Origin of the sequence: Candidatus Dechloromonas phosphoritropha (assembly GCA_016722705.1) — a bacterium.
Classification (GTDB): Bacteria; Pseudomonadota; Gammaproteobacteria; order Burkholderiales; family Rhodocyclaceae; genus Azonexus; species Azonexus phosphoritrophus.
The window spans coordinates 620302-643394 of record JADKGN010000005.1 but is presented as its reverse complement, the minus strand read 5'-3'; the positions used below and the strand labels follow the sequence as shown (position 1 = coordinate 643394).

Genomic DNA, 23093 nt, shown 5'->3' with positions numbered 1-23093 from the left:
TTGGTCTGGCGTTCAGGCTAGCCGCCTATGTTCACGCGATATCTCACGAGGAAGTACATATCCTTCCACGCCTCTGGAAGCAATGTGCCATTGTTGATCGTGAGCGTGAGAGTCAGCCCCGCCAAGTTGTCAATAGTGTTGCCGGACAGGCCGGACACCGCTTCGAACTCGATGAGTCCCGGTGGGTCGCTATCGCTGGCCGTCGAATTGTTGACCTTGAAGACGACGCCCGCCGCGTCGATCGGGTGATCGAGGGCGGGGTTGAGGAAGACGTTGAGTGAGTCGACCACCAAAACGATGGGTGCAGCTGACGAATCCAGCCAGACATAATCCAGGTACTTCGGAAAATGCCGCTTGGTCAGACTCAAGGTCAGCGTTTGCGGCTGGCCCTCGCCCGGAAAGAGTAGGCGGTTCCACTCGGCGGCGAACTCCTGGCGCAGGCTGAAGAGGCGCGACAAGCTCACATCCGGTTGTTCGAGCAGCGATTTCAGGTCGTTCAGCGCGGCAGTCAGTCCTTCGCTCACCGCCTGTTTGAAGCTGGTGGCCCCGTCTTCCTGCACTGTGGCACCCCCATCACGTGCCGAATAGCTCAAATGCAGGATTACGTCGGTGATGGTGTCATAGTCGAAGGCTCGGACGGCGCTCGGGAGTTCCAGCCGCCAGGTGCTGACGGCCCCTTCGCCTTCGAATGGAAGGTAGCGCGGATCGCTGAAGCTGAGCTCAAATACGCCACCATCCTGATTGGCGCTGCTGGTCGCGATGGCGGTCTGCGGGGAGACCGTCAGGTCACGTTCCGGCTGAGTCGGGTCGGCGAGATTCGCGTTCCTTCTTGTCCAGCTTTCGGTCAGCGTCAAGACGCCGCTGACGTTGGTATAGGGGCCGACCACACAGGGAATCGAGATGCGCGCCGACTTGATGCGGCGGAAATAGTGGCCCGCGAAATCCATGTTGAACAACACCTCGGGGATATGGATATCGCAACTGCCGGTTTCGCGGAGTGCCAGTAGAGCGGTCGGATCGAGCTGGAACAGGGAGATGTGCTTCGTGATCTCGAGCTCGCGCTTGTTGGCGGCAATGTGAGCAACTTCCATTTGGCGCAGCTGCTGGCACAGCAGGTCCCCGGCGAGCAGCCCCTTCTTGAGACTGTCCCAGTTGTCGAACTTGATGAACGACATCGATTGTTCGGCGGGGCCCAACTCCTCTCTGAATGCGGCCTCGGCCTGCACGGCCATCTGGTAGCCCATCTGATAGGCCTGGAAATGCACGGACGCCAGCTTGGAAACCATCCAGCCGTAGAGTTGCTGGTTGCTGAACTTGAGCTTGAGAAATTCATCGACCTGCTTGGCTTGGTCAATCTGCTTGTCGTGATTGTCACGATCGGTTTCGGCACTCTGCTTGCGTATCTCGGCAGCCAGGATCTGCTTGTCGAATTGTTTGACGTCGCGCCGTGCCAGATCGGCCTGGAAGCGCCAGTCGCGCGACCGGCGGCCGTATCCCGCCATCGTGCTGGCCTTCGAAGCTTCGTAGGTCTTGGCGTTTGCAAGCGCCCTGGCCGCACTTGCGGTGGCTTGCACCGCAGCACCGAGATTCGAGCCGCCGAAGGAAATCGATGTCGATGGAGGAGCTGGGGGTGCGAAGCCGATCGATATATTTGGCAAAAGATTCAAGAGGCCTGCCGACGTCTCGGCGATCTCGGCCGCGATCTGGAAAACTCGGCCCTTCTCCAAAGCATCGAGGCTCTTCTGCTCTCCCGCGTTGACCCTTTCCAGGCCCGAGTAGTACTCGATCCTGAACTGCGCCGCTTCTCGGCTCTCCACAAGGCTCGCCAGCGAGGCATCTGCCTCATCGACACTCTTCGTCTTGAGCGAGCGAATCGCCGCCAACAGCCCAAGCTCGTGTGTGCTGCGCAACACGCCGAGTTGCTCGGCATCGCGCTTCTCGAGAGCGGCCAGCAGCATCTGGCCCAAATTGCGCGCTTCGCCGCAAAGCTCCAGGGCTTTCTGCAACATGAAGGCGAACCGGTAGTTCGAGCGCGGCGCAAACTGCCCGCTCAGAACGGCCTCGATATCCAGGCCCGCGGCGGCAGCACGTACCAGTAACGCAGGGTCTATTGGCGGCGCAAACAGCGCAAGCTGCCTGACCTGGCCGCTCAAATTCATGCTGTGCCGGATCTTGAACAGACGATCGGCGACCAGGTCCCAGTAGCCATACAGGACATCGTTGTGCGGGATGCACATCAGCAACAAGGTATCCACCCCGCTGGCGCTGCCCAGCGTGACAGCGTGCCCGGTCCCGCCGAATGAGGTGGACAAGGCACCGCCAGCACCCGTGGCATCGACGGTCAGCCCGCCACTTGCCAAGCCGATGCTCCTCTTCGGTGTTGTCGAAGCCCCAGGCAAACCCACCGAAAGCCACGACGTCAGCGAGTCCAGTGGATTGCCGCCTGCCAGCCCGTTCCAGTCGAATCGGAACCGGTTCAGCAGCAGGTTCGGCGTTGTGATGAATGTCTCCTGCGCCGGCAGCATGATCGGTCGTTCGCCCAGGATGCTGCTGGCCAGCACATAGAGTTGCCGCGCTTGATCGATGTATTCGCGCGTGTCGCGGCGGAACAGCAGGTCCGCCTCGCCGATCAACGAGCTCAGGTAGCGCATCACGACGAATTGCATGTAGGCCGAAATGCGCAACCTGGCAATCACGTGGGGCTGGAAGGGATCGGCTACCCAGGCCTCGACCTGCTGCTCGTAGGCGCTATTGCCAGTTGTCAGCAATTCGTCGAGCGACTGCACGGCCCCACCCTGCTGCTCCTCGTAGAAGGGCTTGATCTTCCAGAAGCCCTCGGGGCCGGCGTCGTCGGCGGCAGTTGGGTCGAAGATGTGCTGCATCCATAGTCGCGCTTCGGCGTGGCGCTCGTTGCGCATCAGCCGGGTCGCGATGGTCATCGGGATATGGAAAAAGAGTTCCCAGTTCGACCATGCGCAGGGCGAACTGTCGTCGAAATCGATCTCGCCCTTGGGGTATGGCGTGGCCACCCAAGCGGTGTTGGGCTCGTAGGACGCTGCAAAATCAAAACCGTCGAGCGGCAAAAGTTGCCGATAGAGAGTTTCCGAATCCTCGTCGTCCAATGGGTCAGGACTGAGCAAGCCGGTCACGCCGTGGCGCCACACCTGGCGTAAGAACAGGCTGCTGTTCGGGTCGGCGAATTGCGTGAAGCGGTACTTCGTCGTGGTCTCCAACAGGTCGGTGCCGGCTAACACAATGGGTTCCTTGTCGTCGACGAGGATGCTGTTCACCAGCGTCGTATTCGATTGCAACGTGGTGCCGGCCGCGCTGCCGAGGCCTCGGTCGATGATCTGGGTGCCGTTCGACTGATAGTGCGCGTCGGCCTCGACAACCGCAGCACGGGCCGACGGCACCGGTGCCATCAGGCGAACCGAGCCGGGCGATGCGCTTGTTGCAGCGACCTGGAAAATCGGCCGCACCGGCACGGACTCCTGCTGAGCAAAGTAGCAGCCCAGATTGCTGGAAAAAAAGAACGGTGCCGCCTCGGTGCCCCCCAACCCCAGCTGATGGAGATAGTGAACGCGGCCGTAGCCGTCGGTCAGGGTATTGAACAGCGTGCGAATTTGCGGTATTCGAGGCACCGACAACATGTCCATATTGCCGACGTTTGTCTCGACGGCCCTGAGGGCCGCAGCTGCGGATCGGGCTTCTTCCTTCACCATCTCGCCCAGCCATGGGTCGCCCGCAATTTGCAACTCCAGTCGCGATATTCCGTCGGTGAAATAGATAAGGTTGAGGGACTGAAAGCTCTGCGACGCGCCCGTGATCGACACGTCGCCGACCGGCGCGCCGCTCAGGAACGTGCTGGCATGTAACTCACCATTGAGGTTGTCGAGATAGAAATAGCCAATGTCGGGCTCTGAAGAATGCGACGACCGTACCGCAATGCGCAGCAGGTTGTCGCCGCTGACCCAGCCACCGAAATAGTGCCACTCGGGGTCGACGTTGGTTTGATAGACGAGTTTCTCGCGAGCACTCTGCTTGGGCGAGGTTCCATTTGGTCCGAGGGTGCACCAGGACATGCCCAGCTCGACATCGAAGCGCACGGGATTCTCAATATCAGGGTCGACATGCACCGTGCCGTCCGGGTCAACAAATTTGTCGTATGCACCCTGCGCAATGCGCAGCTCGTCGACAAGCGCCAGGAGATCGGCCGCTAACGAGGGGAGTTCCTCGGGGTCGTCGTTTTGCTTGATCTCCCGCTTCTTGGCGTCGATATCGTTCTGGACATCGGCAATATCCTGTTGCGCGGCGGCGACCTTATCCATCGTTTGCTCCATAGCCGTTGGATCGTTCGAATCGGTGACCTTGAATTCGGGCCAGAAGAGGTAGAGCTTGCCGTTGTAGGCGACCGGAACGAGGTGGTCGCCAGACATGTCGAGCTGGATGCGCTCCCATGGCGTCCAGTGCAGATGGTCTTCCAGCCGTCGGTAGAAGTAGGCTGCCGGCACCTCCTGCGTGCGGCCTACGACGTGCAGATGGACGGTATCGGTATCGCCGGCGGTCCACGATTCCTCGTAGCTGCCGAGAATCTCGAGCCGACTCACCTGGTCGACCTTGCGAAGGTAGTCGACATAGATGCGTTCGGCGGATTCGGCCGTCACATCCTCCTGGTCCAGGGCGTCTTCGAGTTCGCGGAAGAAGGCTGACTTGTCGTCGCGCCACTCCGGCTCGAGCCAGTTCTCGGGCGTCAGGAAGACCCGCCGCGCCGCCTCCCAGACACGGTAGTTCTGCTGCCACTGCCAGGCCGTCGCGTCGGCCTTATCGAATTTGTAGCGCTCCAGATTCAGCAGGATGCGCTGCACGAACAACTGCACCGCCGAATGCGCCAGCACGATGCGCGAGGTGCGGTCGGCCGGCGACATTGCCGGATCAATCAGGTACTGGGCGTAAAACGCCTCGGCGTCCTTCATGCCCAGATGGTTCAATGCCTGGCCGAGCAAGGCATCGCGCTTGAGCGTGCGCAATTGGTCCTGGATCGTGCCCAGCACATCGAGCCACCGCTCCGGGGCGAACGCAGGGGACAGGCCTTGCTTGATCGCCTGCGTCTGCACGTACCCGAGCTCCTCGATCGTCCAGCTGTGGGCCTGCGCCACGCTCACGCCCGAGGTCCGGATCAGATCGAAGACCTCCTTCATGGCGAGCAACGCGCGCTCGTCGCGCATGGCTGAGGGCAGGGCGAGATTGAAGCCCCTCGACCCTGTCAGATAGGTGACGTCGGCCAGGGGCCATGCGGTCCACGCGCTGAGTTGTGCCAGAAAGTCGTCGAGCAAGAAGCTCGCGGGATCAATCGACTGCGCAATGGCTTGCTCGATGAAGGCAAACAGTGACTCCTCTGGCGTGAAGGTTGAGTTCTGCAATGCCGCAGCGGACACCAATCTGCGCCAGGGGTCGAATACGGCCGTGGGGGGAGCAGTCACCGGCAGCGCGGCAATGTCTGCCCATCCCATTCTTGGGCCCGTAACCAGCAAGAAGGGCAAGAACGCGAGATCGAGCTTCAAGCCGCTCCACGCGAGACTGAACTTGTTGAGTTGATCGAACAAGGCCGGGAACTCGCCCACTGGCACCGGCAGGTCCGTACCGCCCTGGTTGGCGGCAACGATCACGTGCGACAACAACGCGTCGCCCAACCGAGGGCGGTTTGTGAACAACAAGGCGTCCAGCGCGGCTGGGTCCAAGCTCAGCGTCGAACCGAGAGACTGGGTCAGCGAGGACTTCAGCTCGTCAGTCAAGCCGGCGTCGTCCAGGCGCACGATGCCATTGAAACTTTCGACCATCGACTCGAGCCACGCCGCGGCGGTCTCGGCGCCGGGCGCCAGCGCCGCCACGGCTTGCGCCTCGTGAAGATGCAGGTAGGCCAGTTGCTCGACGGAATGTTCGGCGGCCTGGATTTCGCGCAACACGTCGACGAAGCTCTGGGTGTCGACCGGGCCGGCATCGACAGACGGCGCATGCAGTGGCATCTGGCCCGTCAAGGCGATCAGACGAATGAAGTCCTTGACACTGAGCTTCGATGCGCGAGCAAACGTAGCGATCCGATAGGTCAGCGATACATTCGCCAGGTCGAGTGCGACATGCCCGCTGATGGCATCCTTGGGTAGCATGGCGCCCACCAGCAGCAGCAGATCGTCGCCCGTCAAACGGGTGGCGCTCTGGATGTACGCGCCGTAGTCGGCCTGGAGGAGGTAAGTCGGCTCAGCGGCGCTGTCGGATTCGGCCAGCCACGGGCTCAAGCTGGCGTCGGCCGAGGTCGTGATCGCCAGATCGGCACGGTCCGCGCGCAGCGCGAAGACGGCGTTTCGCAGGTCCACGCCAGTGCCCGAGTGTGTGTCCGGGAATCGCGCCTCGTCGAGGTAGATCGACTCGTACTGCGAGGGCTGGTCGTCCTCAAAGATGAAGGTGTCGAGCGCGGCGCCCCACCAACTCCCCAGGTCGGCGAGTCCGACACGCAAGTCGCGCCGCAGCGCTTGCACGGCGGCGAGTTTCTCGAAGAAGTGCGGCGCATCGAAATCGCCGGCACCCAGGGCCTGGATGACCAAGTCGAGTGTGTATTCGTCGCAATCCAGACGTGACTGCAAACGCACGAACCGGTGCAACCGGTCGAGCATCGTGCGCAAGGGTGCTCCAGCTAGTTCGACACCGGCCGCGTCGATGAGCACGGCGCCGTCGACCGAGCAGGGTGTGCCGTCGAAGCGAATGCTGATCGATCGCGCTGGATTCAAGTAGCGCGTGTTCAGCAGGCGCAGCAAGGTGTCGTAGTCGATGTCGGCACGCGCCAGCAGGTTGGCCACCGTTCCAAGCTTTGCTGCGGCAAGCTTCGCAGCACTGTCGTAGCCCCACAGAGGTGCCAATGCAGCGGGTGCCACTTTCGGCTGGGCAATCAGTTCGCGCTCGAAGCGGCTCATGCCGAGCGCCTCGGTGGCCATTTGCAGCGGACCGACGCCGGGCATCGCCGGCATGGCCAACATCAACTCCTCGCGCTCGATGCCCATGCGCTTCAGGTAGCGTCGGCCTTCCTCAGCCCACAGGTCGAATGGCAGGCTCCGCAAAGGGTAGGGCGCGAGGCGCACGATGTCGTAGGCCGCCGTGCGCAGGTATTCGGGTTGCGCGGCGAGCAGGTCGGCATCCCAGGTCGTGGGGCCGATATCGGTGGCCGACAGTGTCTGGCCGTTGGCACTGGCAACGATGGATTCGAGGATCTCGATTGCCAGATCGATGTGTGGCACCAAGGTCTCAGTGTTCTCGCAGCTCAGCTGCAGTGCGCCAAGGTCTGGGCGGCGCGCGAGCAGTTCGTCCAGCGCGTTGTGGCCGTCGGCATCCACGGCGCACTCAAGAAAGGCCATGATCGACACCAGATAGGCGGCGGGACTGAGCGCCGATTCGCAGTGCGAGCATTCACAGGCGTCGGGTGAGCCGAACAACTCTTGCCATTCGGGCAGCGCGATGGTCGACCGCGCCAGGGCCTGTGTGGTCGCCGCCTGCCCGTCGGGCGCTTGATTCGAGCGCAGCGTGGCGAGCGGCAGGCGATTCAGGTTGGGGTTGAAACGCAGATAGACGCTCAGCGCCAGCGAGGTCACATGCACCGCCTTGCGGTACATGCGCTGAACGGTCTTGGTGTCGACCGTGCCAGCCAGGCGCCGCGCCAGTCCGGCGCGGCCCGCCGCGGCGACCTGGGAGGCCGAGCGCATCCCGGCATTCCACATCGCTTGGATCGAGACGAGCTTGTCCTGCGGCGCGGTCAGATGAAAGAGCTGCTCAATGCGCAACAGGTCGCCGCGAACCTCGCCCTGCCCGGCGTCAAGTGCTCCAGGGTTCTCGCGCAGGAAGTTGAGCAGCCGCAAATCGCCGAATTCGAAGTCCGGGTTGTCGGACATGAAGCCAAGCGCCGGGTGGCTCGCCCACTGCGCATTTCGCGTCATCTGGCCGGTCAGCGAAGCGGTCGGATAGCGCCGCTCCGCCTCGCGGTAGAGCATCTGCGCGTACGCGGCCCTGCGCTGTGCCGGGGTGCCATCGGGCAGCACCTCGTCGGGAAACTCCACCGTGGCGATGGTCAACACCATGTCGCGCCAATATTCGGGGCTGAACGCGGCCACCTCTCGCGCAGCCTGCACTGCCAGGCCACCGCGCAGGGCCCCGCTCAGGCTGGTGTTGTCGCCGACCACGGCCTGCAGCTCGAAAGTCTGTTGCAGTGTGCCCACCTCGCCGGCACTGAAACCGTCTTCGACTTGCAGGGCTTGCCACAGCTCATCGCCCGAAGCATCGCCCGTGGTGAGCCGGCGGGTGAAGGTGGACTGCTTGTCGGTGCCGAGCCCCGTGGTTTGCAACAATTTCGCATAGGGATGCTCGGGCCGCGCAAGATAGCCCTGTTGCACCTGCGCCAGTTGCCCACGCAAATTGAGCGACAGCGCGAGGCCGATGAAATTGCGCGATTTCGCTTCCTGCAGTCGCGCCCACAGACGCTCCAGCGGTCGGGCCAACAAGGCGTCGATGCGGGTCGGCTCGCCACCGCGCAACAAGCCGTAAAAAGCGCAGTGGGCAGGCCGAACGTTGCCGACCAGCGCCGCGCCTTTACATAGTAGGCGACCTTGGAGATGGCCAGGCCGGCCTCGCGGGCCAGAATCAGCACGTCCGACACCAGCAGGCAACTCAAATCGGCGTCATGCGCGCCGAGCATCGGTGCGAGCGTCTTCTGCAATCGGCTGAATTCGTCAGGGCCACGGTAGGGGTCCTTGCCAATCGAGAAATTCACCGTCTCATGCGGCAGCGCGCGCAGGATCAGCGGCGACTCGGCGAGCACGGTGTCGGCGGTCGGATCGCGCACCTCGACCTTGAGGTCGGCGCGAGTCTTCCCCCACTGCGTCAGCTGCGCCGGATCGTAGGTGAATTCATAGCGGCCCAGATCGTTGGTGCGGACTACGGCATCGGCGTCACCCAGCTGGCGCCATTCGCACAGCGCCCGGTCGTAGGCGCGCACGATCTGGTTGGGCACCGGCGCGCCATCCGGCTTGACCACCTCGCCCTGAACGCTGAATAGCCGAGAAGTTTCGGGAGGGATGTTGGGTACGGGCGGATCGTTGCCGCCGCCCGGCGCTGGATCGAAGGCACCCATGTCGGCCAGCACCGCGTTGAGGGCATCGGCGGTGGCCGCGTCGACCTCGCCGGTCGCGGCGAGCTTCTGCACCGTCTGAAATTTGCTCAGCGCGGCCTGAGTCGTAGGGCCGAAGCGCTGCTTGGTCTGTTCCGACTTGGCGATCGCGAAGCCCAGCAATGCCAGTGCCTCGTGAAGGTCAGCGACTTCGGGGCCCTGCACCTGGAGATTGAGAGGGAAGGTGATCTTGTTCATCACGGGATCCTTTCGTCGGCTTGCTTGCGGTGGGGCTACAGTTCTGCGGCGTGGTTGGCTTTAGCGGATAAAGGTTTAGCTGTGATCGGGCTTCGGGCAACAGCAAATCGACCTTGGACCCTTTGATACTCAAGGGAATTGCACTCTCTGCTATCGCAATTTGGTTTGCCATGATGACCCCTGCAGAATCGCTCGCTCTGAGCCTGATAAAGTGATCGCAACACCACTACCTATTGACAATTGTTTGGAACCCCATGCTTTCGAATAGCTCGGTCATCATTTGGATCTCAGCTTCGGGAAGTGTTCGCCCCATCGCCCCTCCAGGGCCATTGACGTATGCCCTATTCAGCACTCCAGAGGCGACGCCAAGTTCGATCGTGTTATCGGCCCGCATCACGATCGCCCCGCCGAACAAGCCGGCCGCTCTTGACTCTTCGAGGGTAAGGGGGCGGCGCGCGAGCAAGCTGGCACCATCCAGATGAGTTCCATTGCGCTGTGCCGCGGGCATCACACGACCCGATCGCAGTTGAGCTGTGGGCGCAGCCCCCTCGCCAGTCGCAATCGCCACCCACTCCCGATTCCGAGGATCCATGGCAAACGAAAATCCCTGGCCCTCGGAGAAGTGCCTGAGTTGCGCAGCAGCCTCGGCACTTTCTCCTTGAGCCATGATCACCGGGACACCCTCAATTCCCCGTACGGCGCCCAGGGAGATTACTTCGTTACCAGCACGTGCCGCTGCGCGCTCAAGGTTCTTGTAGAACGTATCGGTCAACTTTTTCGCTAACGGGTCGACCCTCGAGAGGCTGGCCGCCTCCACACCCTTGCGCGCCTCGGATGCGACCACCGTTCGGGCAACACCTTCCGCAACTGGTGCACGTGACATCGATGGTCCACGTTCCGCAGCGCCCCAACCTCGTCCGATCGGAAGTTCAATTCCAGAACCCGCAACGCTAAGGACGATGTCCAGGATGGTGGAACCGACATCTGAAACTGATTCTGCCGTGCGAGTCTGTCCTTCTTTGACCGCATCCGGATCGAGGTGGACCGGGTCGCCATACACTGGCCCAAGGGTTCTAGTAGCGTCCATAAGCGGTATATTGCTGAAAGGGTTGAACGACAGAAACCAATCGGTCCATGATTGCGAAGCAACATCCTCTAGGCCGGAGGGGTCGAGGCGATTCGCCGGATTTCCACTTCCGTAACGATAGCGGTTTATCCCCGTATTTACCCCCTTTGGGTCCGCACTCGCCCACCGCCCCAACCACGTCGCGTAGTACCTCACTCCGTGGCACGCGAGCCCCGTCTCCTCATCTCGCTCCATCCCCGTATACCGATACCGCTTCAGGCTCACCTCCGCGGCGCTGCGCCCCGCCTGAAACGCTGACGTTCCATACGGGTGATACTCCTCGTACCCAATCAGCGCCCCACCCCCATCCAACTCCACGCTAGCGGAACCCAAATGGTTGCCAAACTGGTACCGCTGCAACGGCACGGGCGTCCGGACCACGCTACCGTCCTCAACGGTCTGCGTCTCCACTAGCGCCACTCGTTGCTGGTCATCCATGACGTGCAGAGACTCGCGCTCCAGCGTAACCGCAGCGCCAGCGCCGTCGTACTCGCGATACACCTCGAACCCGCCGAGATAGATGCGCTCATTCTTCCGCGCCGCGGTTACGCCGGCGTTTGCCGACCGCTCGGTAACCTTGCGCACCCGCTGCCCCGCGGCATCGTAAACGTAGTAGGTCGTTTCCGGTGTACCGTCGTTGACCACCTGGCGCGCGGATGCCATGAGCTGATCTCGGTAGTCCCAACGCATCAACGGCAAGTGCGGCAGCGCCGTCATGTTGCCGTGGGCGTCGTGTGCGTAGCGCTCGACCTGAGTGAATCCGTTGCCCACGGTCGTCTGGCTCAGCCGGTTGCTCGGTTTGCCCGCCTCAATCAGACTTGGTTCGCCATACTCGTAGCGCCGCGTCCAGCCGGCTCCACTCGCCAGGTGGGCCATTGTTTCGAAGTTGCCGACGGCGTCGTATTGGTAGCGCTCGGTGTAGTTGCGCAGCGCCTGCAGGTCGTTGGGGTTCGCCCGATTGCCGACGAAGGGGTAGTCGCGGCAGGCGCCGCCGGGTGGATCGAAGTTGAAGGCGCTCTGCCCGATGTGCTCGCGGCCCGTGGCCTCGATGAGCTGGTAGATCGCGTCGTAGGCGTAGCCCGCGGCCGGATCGATTTGCTGACCATCGCGGAACGTTGTGTTCAGGGCCGCGTCATGGATGCGGGTGAGGTTGCCAACCGGATCGTAGACGTAGCGCAGGTCCTGCACCAGGGTCGGGCTCTCAAAGATCTGCGAGGCGGTTGTGTCGGCGCCCGCGGGGCGCGTCGTCTTCAAGCGCATCAAGCGGAAGGTCAGCGGATCGTACTCGTACGCCGCGACCGTTCCGTTGTAGTAGGAGATCTGCTGGCGCTGGCCCTTGGCGTCGTAGTCGATGTTGGTGACGAAGTGCGTGGCCGTACCTGCACCCCGCAGGTGCACGTCGACCTGTTGGAGCAGGTTGGCATCGTTGAATTGGGGACGATACACGCTGCCGTCCGGCGAGGTCGCCGTGACGGGGCGATTCAGCGCGTCGTACGTGCCGCTACTAGTGAAGCGGCCGGCGGTTGCGGAGGGGTCCTGCAACCAGTCGACCCCGGACTGGTAGTCCGGCAGGAGATCGCGTTGGCTCGAGAGCAAGTTGCCCTTGAAGTCGTAGCCGATGCTGGTCACGACGCCGGCGGCGTCGAACTGCTGGGACACACGGCCGCGGTGGTTGGTCGCGGCTCCCAGGGCTTCGCCGTATACGGTACGCTCTGCCAGTCGTTCCACGCCACTTTCGGTCACGAACAGGCCTGTAGAGCGGCGCAGCGCATCGTAGGTCAGGCGCCGCGCAAAGCCGCGGCTGTCCCAGGCGCGAATGGGCTTGTCGGCAATGTCGTTGAGCAGCCAGCGTTCGCCGGCATCCATGCTCCACGAGTGCACCTGGTTGCCGAGCATGTCGTAGTCGTAGCGCATGACGCTGCGGTCGAGCGCGTCGATGACGTTACGCTGGTTGCCTTCGATATCGAGTACGACGCGGGTGCGGCGGAAGGCCTCTTCTGGGCGGTCATTGACTGGCGTATCGCTGCGCTTGAGTCTGTTGTGGGCGACGGTGAGAAAGGCACGGCCAAGGGAATCCACATGCGCGGCGCTCGGCGTGAAGGCATGCACGGCTGCCTTGGTTGCGGCGGCCTGCTCTTGCGCACCCAGCGCGCCGTCGGCCCGCTGCGCATACCAGGACGGCAGGTAGTCCGCGTCGGGCAGACGGCGGAAGTAGTCCGCTACATCTGAATTGTCCACATCCGGATCGTCATTGGGTTCCTTGGGATCGTCGATCAGGACAGTGTCGTTGACGTCCCAGGTCTCCTGCCGCCAGGGGTCGAACACCACTTTCTGCCAAGTGTGATTGGGATTGAGGGTGGCGACGACGCGCTGCACCGGGTCGTAGAACAGGATCGGGCTGACGCCGCGGCGGACATCGAATTCAAAGACATGGGTGTCGGTGAAGAAGGGCTCGTACTGGCGGACCGGCTTGCCCTTGTTGTTGAACACCGTCCAGCCGCTGCCCACCCAGCGTGGGCTGACCACGGGCCCGCCGTCGGTCACGGGGCCCGGCTCGGCCTGGATCTTCTTCTGGATCTCGCGGCCGAAGCCGTCGGAGTAGCTGAAGGCGTGCTGGACCTTGGTGAGCGCGCCGTCTGTGAGGTCGGCATCGTGAGTCTCACGGACGAGGGCGTACACGACCGGGGCTTGCGGCTGGGGCTCGGCTTTGGTGCGCTGGTAGGCATAAAGGTCGTAGATCAGGCGGGTGCTCGCCCGCTGCAGGATGCTGTGGGGATAGTCGAGCGGATCGGCGAGGTGCGCAGCAATGGTGGCATCGTCGAGGTCCGGCTCGAAGCCATCCAGCGAGTCGCCTTCGACCGTGGCCGGCGGCGCCTTGCCCATGACCGCCGTGCCGACGACGAGTCCCAGTGCGTCGAAGGCGGCCATGGAGCGGTTGCCGTTGGGGTCGGTGACTTGGCTCGGCTGCAGCGTGCGGTAGTCATTCCTCGTGGCAACGACATTGTCGATGGCATCGCGCACCTCGACCGGCATTAGGTTGTAGGTATCGAAGGTCACGAGGGTTTCGGTGCTGCGCGCGGGCGAATGAAACGGGTCGCGGTAGCGCCGCTGAGTGAAGAAGTGCTGCCGCGCAATGGCGAGCTCGGCCGTCGCGGCGGCGTCGGTCGCCGGGGAGAAGAAAATGCGCCCCGCGTGCAGCCACCAGTTGGCGTCGCCCTCGTTGTGCACATAGCGGCCTTCGTCGGCGAGCATGGCGTCGGAGACCCGCTCGCCATAGACCTGGGCGAGCAAGCCTGGTGTGAAGGCGAGCTTGTAGCTCTCCCCGGGGAGAGCGAGCGACTCGAGCTGACCGAGCGTGAGCAGGGCCAGCGGATCGCCGCCATGGCTGGCGCCGAGATCGTCCGGGCGATAGAGGGTGCGTACGTGCTCGATGAGGCGCTTCTGCTCGCGGTTGGCATCGGGCGGCGTCTCGTAGGGGAGTTCCTCAGCCTCCGTGATGGCGGTATTCAGCGTGGCGAAATCGAATCGCGCACCGGGAGCAAACCGGAGGCCCGTCACCTCGAAGCTTCGGCTTTCGCTCGGCAGCGGCGTCCGGTAGCGGTCCTCATTGTCGACCGGGTTGGTGAAACCGCTCTCGGTGCAGGTGACGTGGATCGCCGACTGCTCGCCCTGTTCCGTGGGCGTCAGCGTCGTGTCGGCTTGGCGACGGCCGTAACCGACAGCTGCCGACCTGAGCGCGTTGCCAAAGTCGTCCACCTCAAGCGTCAGGGCATGGCCGATGCGTGGATCGGCGGGCTTGCGTTCGTAGTGATAGCTGATGGCCTCGCGCGGGTGCGAGAAGAACACCGCATGGGGGTTGCCCGCCTTCGGCTGCAGCATGCGCAGGGTGAAGTTCTGCTCGGTGACCGCGTAGGGATGCGCCTCTTTTTCGCTGTCGTCCAGCGCGTAGACTTCCTGCCGCAGCATGGCGCCCTTGAGGGCGCGGCAGGCCTCGCGTTCCTCCTCGGTGGTCAGACCCTCGGGCAGGATGGTATCGGCCAGCAGCAGGGCCTTTGCCTCGGCGTCGTCCAAATCCGGCTCGCGGTAGTACTCGCCGGTGTCGTTGGCATCGAGGAGCCCGGCGAAATAGTTCGAGATGCCCCCGCCGCCGAGGTAGACGCCGGTGTGGTACCAGGTGCGGGTCAGAACCGGCGGCACGTGGGAACTGGCGTCGATGTTGGTACCCGGGGACAGTGTCTGGCTTTCGGCCAGCGCGGCGTATTCCTCGGTGTCCCACTGCTCGACCATGCCGAAGCCGCGGAACTCGCGCTCGGTGCCATCGAAGTAGCCGTGGTGATAGGCGTAACGGGTGACGAAGCGATTGCCGCTGATGCGGTCGCAGGTTTCGACCCGTTCGAGCACGTGGACCGGAAATGGAATCTTGGTGATCCAGGGCTTGCCCGCGAACGCATCGGCCAGGTAGAACTTGGTCGAGGGGGCGTAGAACGCCAGGGTCTCGGCGCCCAGGTTGTTGACGGAGCGGGTCAGCAAATGCGGCTTCTGTCCGCCCATCAGGTCCACGTAGCGCATCGGACTGGCGGCATCGCCGGCCAGCGGTGAGGACCAGACGAGACAGGCGGTGCCGTTGCCCATGAGATCGGCCACCTGAACGGCGGCCAGATTGTCCAGCGGCGGGAACGCGGCCAGCTTGCGTTCGGCGCCCCAGCTGTTGCCCGACTGGTTGAAGTACAGCTTCACACCATCTGCGGCCAGATAGATGATATCGATCACCCCCGAGCCGTCGATGTCGGCGAGCCTGATGCGGCTCTGGTCGAACTGATCCGGCCGGTCGAGCCAGGGGGCGTTGTCCATGCCGACCTTGGCGCCGAAGCGGCCGTAGCCGAGATTGGGCCAGTAGCACACCTCGCCGTTGCGCACCCGCGCCAGATCGGTGAGGCCGTCACCGCTCATGTCAGCGAGATAGATCGACTGCTTCCCGTCGGCGAAGACCAGGCGCGGGCCTTGTTCCTCGTCGAGCGCCTGCTGCAGGCGTTCTGCCGGGGCGAAGCCGGCCTCCGCCAGCGAGGCGTACCAGCAGAAAGCGTCGTCCTCGGTGATCAGCACGTCGGCGTGACCATCACCGGTCAGATCGACGAAGCGCAGATTCGCGTCTGCCCAGTCGATGCGCGGCAGGGAATCGAAGGGCTTGAACCCGGTCCAGCCTGAGTCATCTGACCGTTCGCTGAAGCCGGGTGTCGGGCCATCCAGGTAGACCAGATCGAGCTGTCCGTCGCCAGCGAGATCAAGCCACTGCTGGCTGGCATTGCCGGACAGAGGTGGCTGCTGCGCCAAGCATCGGGTCGGCCCGAACTCGACCGCGGCCGCCGAGGTGATGGCGGCCGGGCTCAGATTCGGCTTGTAGTAGTAGGCCCCTGCTTGCTGGCTCAAGATTCCGGAGAGGCCCTCACCATCGAGATCGACCCACTGGTACTGGCCGCCGTCGAGGCCGACTGGAAGGTTCTCCAGGCTGCGGGGGTCCAGGTCACTGACCTCGCCGCTGATGATCGGACGGCTGTACTCGAATTCCACCGCGGGCAGGGATCGGCGCACATAGCCACCGGCAGGCGCACGCCGGTAACCGTTCTGCACGGCCGACAGCAGGAAGGAGAAGATCGGGTTGTCGGCGTTCGAGGGGTCCAACTCGTAGGAATAGGTGAGATCGGTAGATCGCACGAGGCAATCCGGGCCGACGTCCGCCTCCTCCGGAAAGTGATGAAACATCAGTACGCGCTGGCACAGACGATAGCTGCGCACATCGAACCCGGCGCGATAGCTCGAGAATGAATCGTTGCGCAAGTCCCAGGGCCTGATTTCGACCGCGGGCCGCGGCTCGTCGGGATCGTGCTCGCCGTAATCGAGCACAAGTTCGAACAGCCACTCGTCCGGCAGCGGGACTGCCTCCGGCAGGCTCGAATCCGGGAAGTAGGGGAGGCGATTCCCGTAGCGGATGTGCTTGAGGTAGCGGTTTGTCGATCGCGACAGGGCCGTGCGGTTGCGCTCATTGAGGGTAGATGCGGAGATCCCTTGGGCATCCTCGGCCTTGTAGCCATAGACCATGACGTTGCCCTTGTCGTCATGGCTGCTGCAGATGAGCCAGGAGAAGATCCGGGCCGGATCGGACGGGTCGGTGATACGGCTCTCTGCGGTGCGGCCGTACCAGGTGGTGATGTTGTCCTTCGAAATGGAGCGCCAGAAGACATCGCCGGGATTGCTGTCATTGCTCCAGCGCTCGATGCGTGCAAACAGCCCTTCGACGCGCGGCCGATAGGCATCGACACGATAGGAATTGCCGTAGAGCCCGCGCTGCACCGAACGGGCATTCCAACTGCCGCCCACCTGATCGAGAACGGGCACCAGATCCTCGGCGCCTGAGAGGATAAAGACGTCCGAGCCCAAGGCATCCCGGTAGCGTGGCAGGCCCCGATCTGTCTTCCGTGTGATCGCGGGTAAGGACAAATTCCATCCGAATCCGAATGGGCCGTTGCCGACACACGAGTCGTACGACAGCGACAGCTGCGGCCCGAACCCGGATCGCCCGGGAGACGCGGCGATTGGGATGGTCACGGATCCGCTGCCGGTAACCGGATTAGCGGCAAACTTCTCGCCCATGCCGCGAATGGCGCCCCCGCCCCTGGGCAGCGTGAGATTGGGCACCGACAAGCCACTTGGTCGCTCGGCGGCGGTACTCCCCGACTGGCTCGCGAAAGCCTCGTCCATCGCCCCTCCTCGATCCGTCAGAACTAAGGGTGAGAGCCCGCTGCGAAGTGCGCCCTCTCAGCATGGGACTGGTGCCAAGAGCAGGAAGCACATGTCTCGCTGCCCCGTGTAATCCCACAAGCCCTGTGCACTGACTCGTGGTGATAAATCTTAGGCTAGTCAAATATTCGCAATAGTCAAGCCGACTGCATCATGCTATGGAGCGTAGGAATCGCGCTGTAGCAAGAAGCGCCGCAGCAAAGGTTTGGCGAAGCCGCTGAAGCCGGGCTAGAGCGCGACGCCTCTCGCTATGGTGACCGACGGGTGTGCTGCGAGCGGCAAGTCTTGGAGTCCGATGGTTGGGCGCGCAGTTGATGACACCACCTGCCCGCGGGGCTCGTAAAGAAGAAATGGCCAAAGCTGCGCTATCGGCTCAAACACCACCGACTTGCGTTCTGGCTGCGGTCAGGGCGTCCAAGTTGGCGCCACGAAACTCACCCCGTTGGTACGTCCGGTATCTATCGTATTGCAGCCATTCAAAGTTCCTACTCGAGTGGCAGGTCTGGGTCGATGGACTAAACCGCTCGCGCGGTAGAGTCTACGCATAAGCGGCTGAGTATCTTTGAGATTGGCGTGCTGTTTCCTATGTTGAGAACTGAGGCAATCCGCCTCGTTACTCGACAGGAGCAGCGCCATGACCATCACGACCCAAAGCATCAGCCCGTTGCGTCAACGCATGATCGACGACATGCGGATGCGCAAGCTATGCGACAAGACCCAGACTCACTATATTCGCGCCGTTCGGCAATTCGCCGGTTTCCTGGGTTGCTCGCCGGACACCGCGACCATCGAAGACCTGCGACGCTACCAGTTGCACCTGGTCGATCACGGCATATCGCCCGTCTCGCTCAATGCCGCAATCACCGGGCTGAAATTCTTCTTCGACGTGACGCTCGGTCATGTCGAGTTGATGGCCAAGATGCAGCCTGTACGAGTCCCGCGCACACTGCCGGTGATACTGAGCCGCGAAGAAGTGTCGCGCCTGATTGTTGCTGTCGGCAACCTGAAGCACCAGACCGCGCTCTCCGTTGCCTACGGGGCTGGATTGCGCGCCAGCGAGGTGATTTCCCTCAAGGTCGGTGACATCGACAGCCAGCGCATGACGCTACGGGTTGAACAAGGCAAGGGCCATAAAGATCGCTACGACCAAAGGAAGTCCCTGTGGGATGCCATACTCTCACCCGTTCTGCTCGAACGCCTGCGCGTCTGGTGGCGCGTCGCCCGTGCGCAGGGCAAGATGCTTGATGGTGGCTGGCTGTTTCCCGGCCTGAACCCGATCGATTCGCTCAGCACCCGCCAACTCAACCGCGCCATCCATGCCGCGGCGGAGGCGGCCCGGATCGACAAGCGCATCTCGATGCACACCCTGCGTCACAGTTTCGCCACCCACCTGCTGGAACAGAAAGTGGATATCCGCGTGATCCAGGTTCTGCTCGGGCATAAGAAACTCGATACCACCGCGCTGTACACCCAGGTCGCCACCGACATCCTGCGCGAAGTGATCAGCCCGCTGGAGAATCTGAACCCCGCATAGCTTATCGCCATGGGGCGTTCTGCCCTCGAGGTCGCGGACATCTTCCGGACCCATGGGCCGGCTTGGCGCCAAACGCAGCAGGCTCACCTGAGTCTGGGGCAACTCAAGGTCATGTCGGCCATCGAGCAGTGCCGCAGCGCGGCACTGGGGGGACATGTGTTGCATTGCACAATGCCTGTGACCATGCGGAGATTGCCTACGCCCCGAAGGAAGTCCCCTTGGGGGACAACTCCTGTCGCAACCGGCATTGCCCAAAGTGCCAGGCCAGTGCGGCGCAACGCTGGCTTGCAGCACGCCAGGCCGACTTGCTGCCCGTGGATTACTACCACGTGGTATTCACCTTGCCGGCACCGATCAGCGCTATCGCGTACACCAACAAGGCCGGCATTTATCGCCTGTTGTTCGAGGTGGCCGTAGAGACGCTGAGCACCATTGCCGCTGATCCCAGGCATCTGGGCGCGCAAATCGGCGCCACGCTGGTGTTGCATACTTGGGGATCGGCATTGACCCATCATCCCCACGTCCATGGCATTGTCCCGGGCGGCGGCCTGTCCCCCGACGGGTCGCGTTGGATTGCCTGCAAGCCAGGGTTCTTCCTGCCCGTTCGTATCCTCTCCCGCTTATTCCGGCGGCGCTTGCTCGAAGAACTCGACAAGGCACATCGTGCCGGCCTGTTACAGCTCTTCGGTGAGTACGCGGCGCTAACAACGACCCAACAATTCACTGATTGGTTGCGCCCGTTACGTCAGTGCGAATGGGTGGTCTATGCCAAGCGCCCGTTTGCCGGCCCGGCGGCGGTGCTGGCTTATCTGTCGCGCTATACCCATCGGGTGGCGATCTCGAATCAACGACTGGTGGCCATGGACGACCGTGGCATTACCTTTCGCTGGAAGGATTACCGGGCCAATCGCCAAACCCGTTACAAGACCATGACGCTTAATCCGGGCGAGTTCATGCGCCGTTTCCTGCTGCATGTCCTGCCCAGTGGATTTCACCGGATCCGCCACTATGGGTTGATCGCCAATGCCGGACGCCGGGAGAATCTGGCGCGGGTCCGTGAACTGTTGCAGGTGGCGCCCGCGGGCGTTGCAGCAACCGAGGATGCGCCGGCACCAACGGATATCAAGCAACCTACGTTCATCTGTCCTGACTGTGGGGCAGCGATGGTCGTCATCGAGACTTTCGGGCGCGGGCAGCCGATCAGCGCACCACCACTGCAACGCGTCGCACGATGAGCGCATCGCTCTCTCAATATCTCAACTGTCCGTCATCACTGCCGCCAATAGTGACGATACGGGAAGCGATTGCCTGGCGCTACGGCAATGCCCATTCTGGCAGGGTGCGACACCCAAAAACCTGGCCTATCCCCTCAGAGGCTGGCCGATTGAACGCGGCCGTCACCTCGCTGACCGGCTTGATCCTCGTCTCAGTCGGCAATCCAGGCAGTCAAATCCCCATAGCCCGTCGCCTTTCCTGATATCGCCGTCGTGCTCCCCGCGGTTTCCTCCCTCGGCGCTTGTCTGACGCCAGCCCAATGAGCAACTCCCGTGCCCAGCAGCCATGCCGGTCAGGGCTGGCATCTGACAACCCTTAACAAATCCGGCCCGATTGCCGAAAAGCATGATGGGCCGCTGACAACCTTGAACCGCCATTGGGAATGCAATATCGGCAGTCTACAATATGGCGGGTAGCGGCCTCACGTCAGAAAGTCGGCGCTGGCGGGACGGCGGTAATCAGCCAACCGAGCCGACTTTCGATAGTTGAATTGATAGTCGCATCCGCTATGAAAACAAAAAAGCCCAAAGAATCATGGGCTTAAATGTTATTACTGGCGGAGACGGAGGGATTCGAACCCTCGATACAGGTTTATGCCCGTATGCTCCCTTAGCAGGGGAGTGCCTTCGACCTCTCGGCCACGTCTCCGGATCCAGACTTCAACGAAGGCGCGGATGATATATCGTCCGCGCCCTGCGGTCAAACTTGTTGATCGAGGCCGAAAGTGCGGTGCAGCACGCGAACGGCCAGTTCCAGATACTTTTCATCGAGCACGACCGATATCTTGATTTCGGAAGTCGAGATCATTTTGATGTTTATGCCTTCGTCAGCTAGCGCCTTGAACATCTGGCTGGCGACCCCCGGATGCGAGCGCATGCCGACGCCCACTGCGGAAACCTTGCAGATCTTGTTGTCGCCCGTGATTTCGCGTGCACCGAGCTTTTTCTTGACACCTTCGAGAATGGCGGTCGCCTTGGCGAAATCGCTTCGGTTGACCGTGAATGAAACGTCAGTGTTGCCGTCGTGGCTGACGTTCTGGATGATCATGTCGACGTCGATGTTGGCGTCGGCGATCGCGCCAAGTATCTGGTAAGCGATTCCGGGCTTGTCCGGCACCCCGAGCATGGTCAGCTTGGCTTCATCGCGGTTGAAGGCAATACCGGAGATGATTGGTTGTTCCATGTTTTTTTCTTCCTCAACAGTGATCAGCGTGCCTTCCCCTTCGTCCTGGAAGCTGGAAAGAACGCGCAGTTTGACCTTGTACTTGCCGGCAAACTCGACCGAGCGGATCTGCAGCACCTTGGAGCCGAGGCTGGCCATTTCCAGCATTTCCTCGAAGGTGATGGTGTTTAGCTTGCAGGCCTCGGGCACAACGCGCGGGTCAGTGGTATAGACCCCATCTACGTCAGTGTAGATTTGGCACTCTTCAGCTTTCAGCGTGGCAGCCATGGCGACGGCGGAAGTATCGGAACCGCCGCGCCCCAGCGTCGTGATGTTACCGTCGGCATCGACACCCTGAAAACCGGCAACGACGATGACGTTGCCGGCATCGAGATCGCGGCGCATGTTGGCTTCATCGATCGACAGGATGCGCGCCTTGGTGAAGGTGGCGTCGGTCAGCACCTTTATCTGTCCGCCGGTGTAGCTTCTGGCCGGGCAGCCGATGTCCTTGAGCGCCATGGCCAGCAAACCGATGCTGACCTGCTCGCCGGTAGACATCACCATGTCCAGTTCCCTCGGATCGGGGTTGGCCTGCACTTCCTTGGCCAGCGCGATAAGCTTGTTGGTTTCTCCGCTCATCGCGGAAAGCACAACTACGACCTGGTGACCCTGAGCCTGGAACCTGGCAACGCGCTGCGCTACATTCTTGATGCGCTCGGGATTTCCCACCGAGGTTCCACCATATTTTTGAACAATCAACGCCATTAATTCGTCCGGTTAAACGTTGGAAACAGGAGAGAGGGCACGATTTTACCTCACCCCGCATTCTTTCCTCAGGAAATCCGCGCCTAGAGATCGGCCAGAATTCGCAGATGGGCGCCGACGCTGCGCGCCAGGGAAGTCATGACGTAACCGCCTTCAAGCATGGAAACAATACGCCTGTCCGAGAACTCGGCAGCCAGTTTCTTCAATTCCTTGGTGCACCAGGCGTAGTCCTTCTCGAGCAGTTTTAGGCCACCCATATCATCCTCGTAGTGCCCGTCAAAGCCGGCCGAGATGAAGATCATCTGCGGCTTGAAGTCCATCAGGCGCGGCATCCAGACCTGGATTACCGCATCCCTGAACTCCTCGCCGCCGCTACCTGCCGCCAGCGGCACATTGCACATGTTGGCCGCCGGCTTGTCGGTGCCACTGTAGGGATAGAAGGGGTGCTGGAAGATGCTGCACATCAGCACGTGATTGTCGCCGGCGAAGCAGTCTTCCGTGCCGTTGCCATGATGGACATCGAAATCGATGATCGCCACGCGTTCGAGGCCATGCTTGGCGAGGGCATGACGGGCAGCGACAGCGATGTTGTTGAAGAAGCAGAAGCCCATCGGGTTGGTGCGCTCGGCATGGTGTCCGGGTGGGCGGACGGCGCAGAAGGCGTTTTCACACTCGTCGCCCATGACCAGGTCTACCGCAAGACAACCAGCGCCCGCGGCACGCAGGGCTGCCTGCCAGGTGTGCGGGTTCATGGCGGTGTCCGGGTCGAGATGGACCACGCCGTGCATCGGGGAGGCACGCTTGATGCGTTCAAGGTGCGAAGCCGGATGTACACGCAGCAACTGCTCGAATGTGGCAAGCGGCGCGTCGTGATAGTTGAAATAGGCGTCGATCCCTTGGGCGATCAAGTGATCATTGATGGCGGTAAGACGTTGCGGACATTCCGGGTGATGCATACCCATGTCGTGCAACAGGCAGTCGCGATGGGTGATGAATGCAGTGGTCGTCACTTGTTCTCTCTCTCTGTGGACCGG

The 23093-nt window shown here is 62.2% G+C and carries 5 protein-coding genes, 1 tRNA gene and 1 pseudogene; 2 read left to right on the top strand and 5 right to left on the bottom strand.

What is annotated here, in order from left to right; genetic code table 11:
• Window positions 1-17: 17 nt before the first annotated feature.
• Together IPP03_22560 and IPP03_22555 are read right to left on the bottom strand one after the other, a co-directional pair.
• The gene (locus IPP03_22560) at window positions 18-8384 is read right to left on the bottom strand and encodes a hypothetical protein (protein MBL0355277.1); all 8367 of its coding nucleotides are present in this window, start codon (window positions 8382-8384) and stop codon (window positions 18-20) included.
• 1245 nt (window positions 8385-9629) lie between these two features.
• Complete coding sequence (locus IPP03_22555; GenBank protein ID MBL0355276.1) at window positions 9630-17285, bottom strand: toxin; 7656 nt, start codon at window positions 17283-17285, stop codon at window positions 9630-9632.
• Window positions 17286-17958: 673 nt separating this feature from the next.
• On the opposite strand from IPP03_22555, the gene IPP03_22550 reads away from it, so the two are divergent.
• Together IPP03_22550 and IPP03_22545 are read left to right on the top strand one after the other, a co-directional pair.
• Window positions 17959-18858, top strand: coding sequence for a site-specific integrase (locus tag IPP03_22550; protein ID MBL0355275.1), 900 nt, complete (start codon window positions 17959-17961; stop codon window positions 18856-18858).
• A gap of 9 nt (window positions 18859-18867) precedes the next feature.
• Window positions 18868-20093: pseudogene (locus tag IPP03_22545) on the top strand (IS91 family transposase).
• Window positions 20094-20687: 594 nt separating this feature from the next.
• Here the strand turns inward: IPP03_22545 and IPP03_22540 are convergent.
• The 3 genes from IPP03_22540 to IPP03_22530 all read right to left on the bottom strand — a co-directional run bounded on the left by IPP03_22540 (window position 20688) and on the right by IPP03_22530 (window position 23069).
• A tRNA-Ser gene (locus IPP03_22540) sits at window positions 20688-20781 on the bottom strand.
• A 51-nt stretch (window positions 20782-20832) separates the two neighbouring features.
• Window positions 20833-22059 (bottom strand): aspartate kinase, encoded by a 1227-nt coding sequence (locus IPP03_22535; protein MBL0355274.1) that lies wholly within the window; start codon window positions 22057-22059, stop codon window positions 20833-20835.
• A gap of 83 nt (window positions 22060-22142) precedes the next feature.
• Window positions 22143-23069 (bottom strand): histone deacetylase family protein, encoded by a 927-nt coding sequence (locus IPP03_22530; GenBank protein ID MBL0355273.1) that lies wholly within the window; start codon window positions 23067-23069, stop codon window positions 22143-22145.
• Window positions 23070-23093: the final 24 nt, after the last annotated feature.

Excerpts from the sequence above, each read along its gene's own strand:
- IPP03_22555 (MBL0355276.1), bottom strand. The coding sequence starts at position 17,285 with ATGGACGAGGCTTTCGCGAGCCAGTCGGGGAGTACCGCCGCCGAGCGA.
- IPP03_22550 (MBL0355275.1), top strand. The coding sequence starts at position 17,959 with ATGACCATCACGACCCAAAGCATCAGCCCGTTGCGTCAACGCATGATC.
- IPP03_22535 (MBL0355274.1), bottom strand. The coding sequence starts at position 22,059 with ATGGCGTTGATTGTTCAAAAATATGGTGGAACCTCGGTGGGAAATCCC.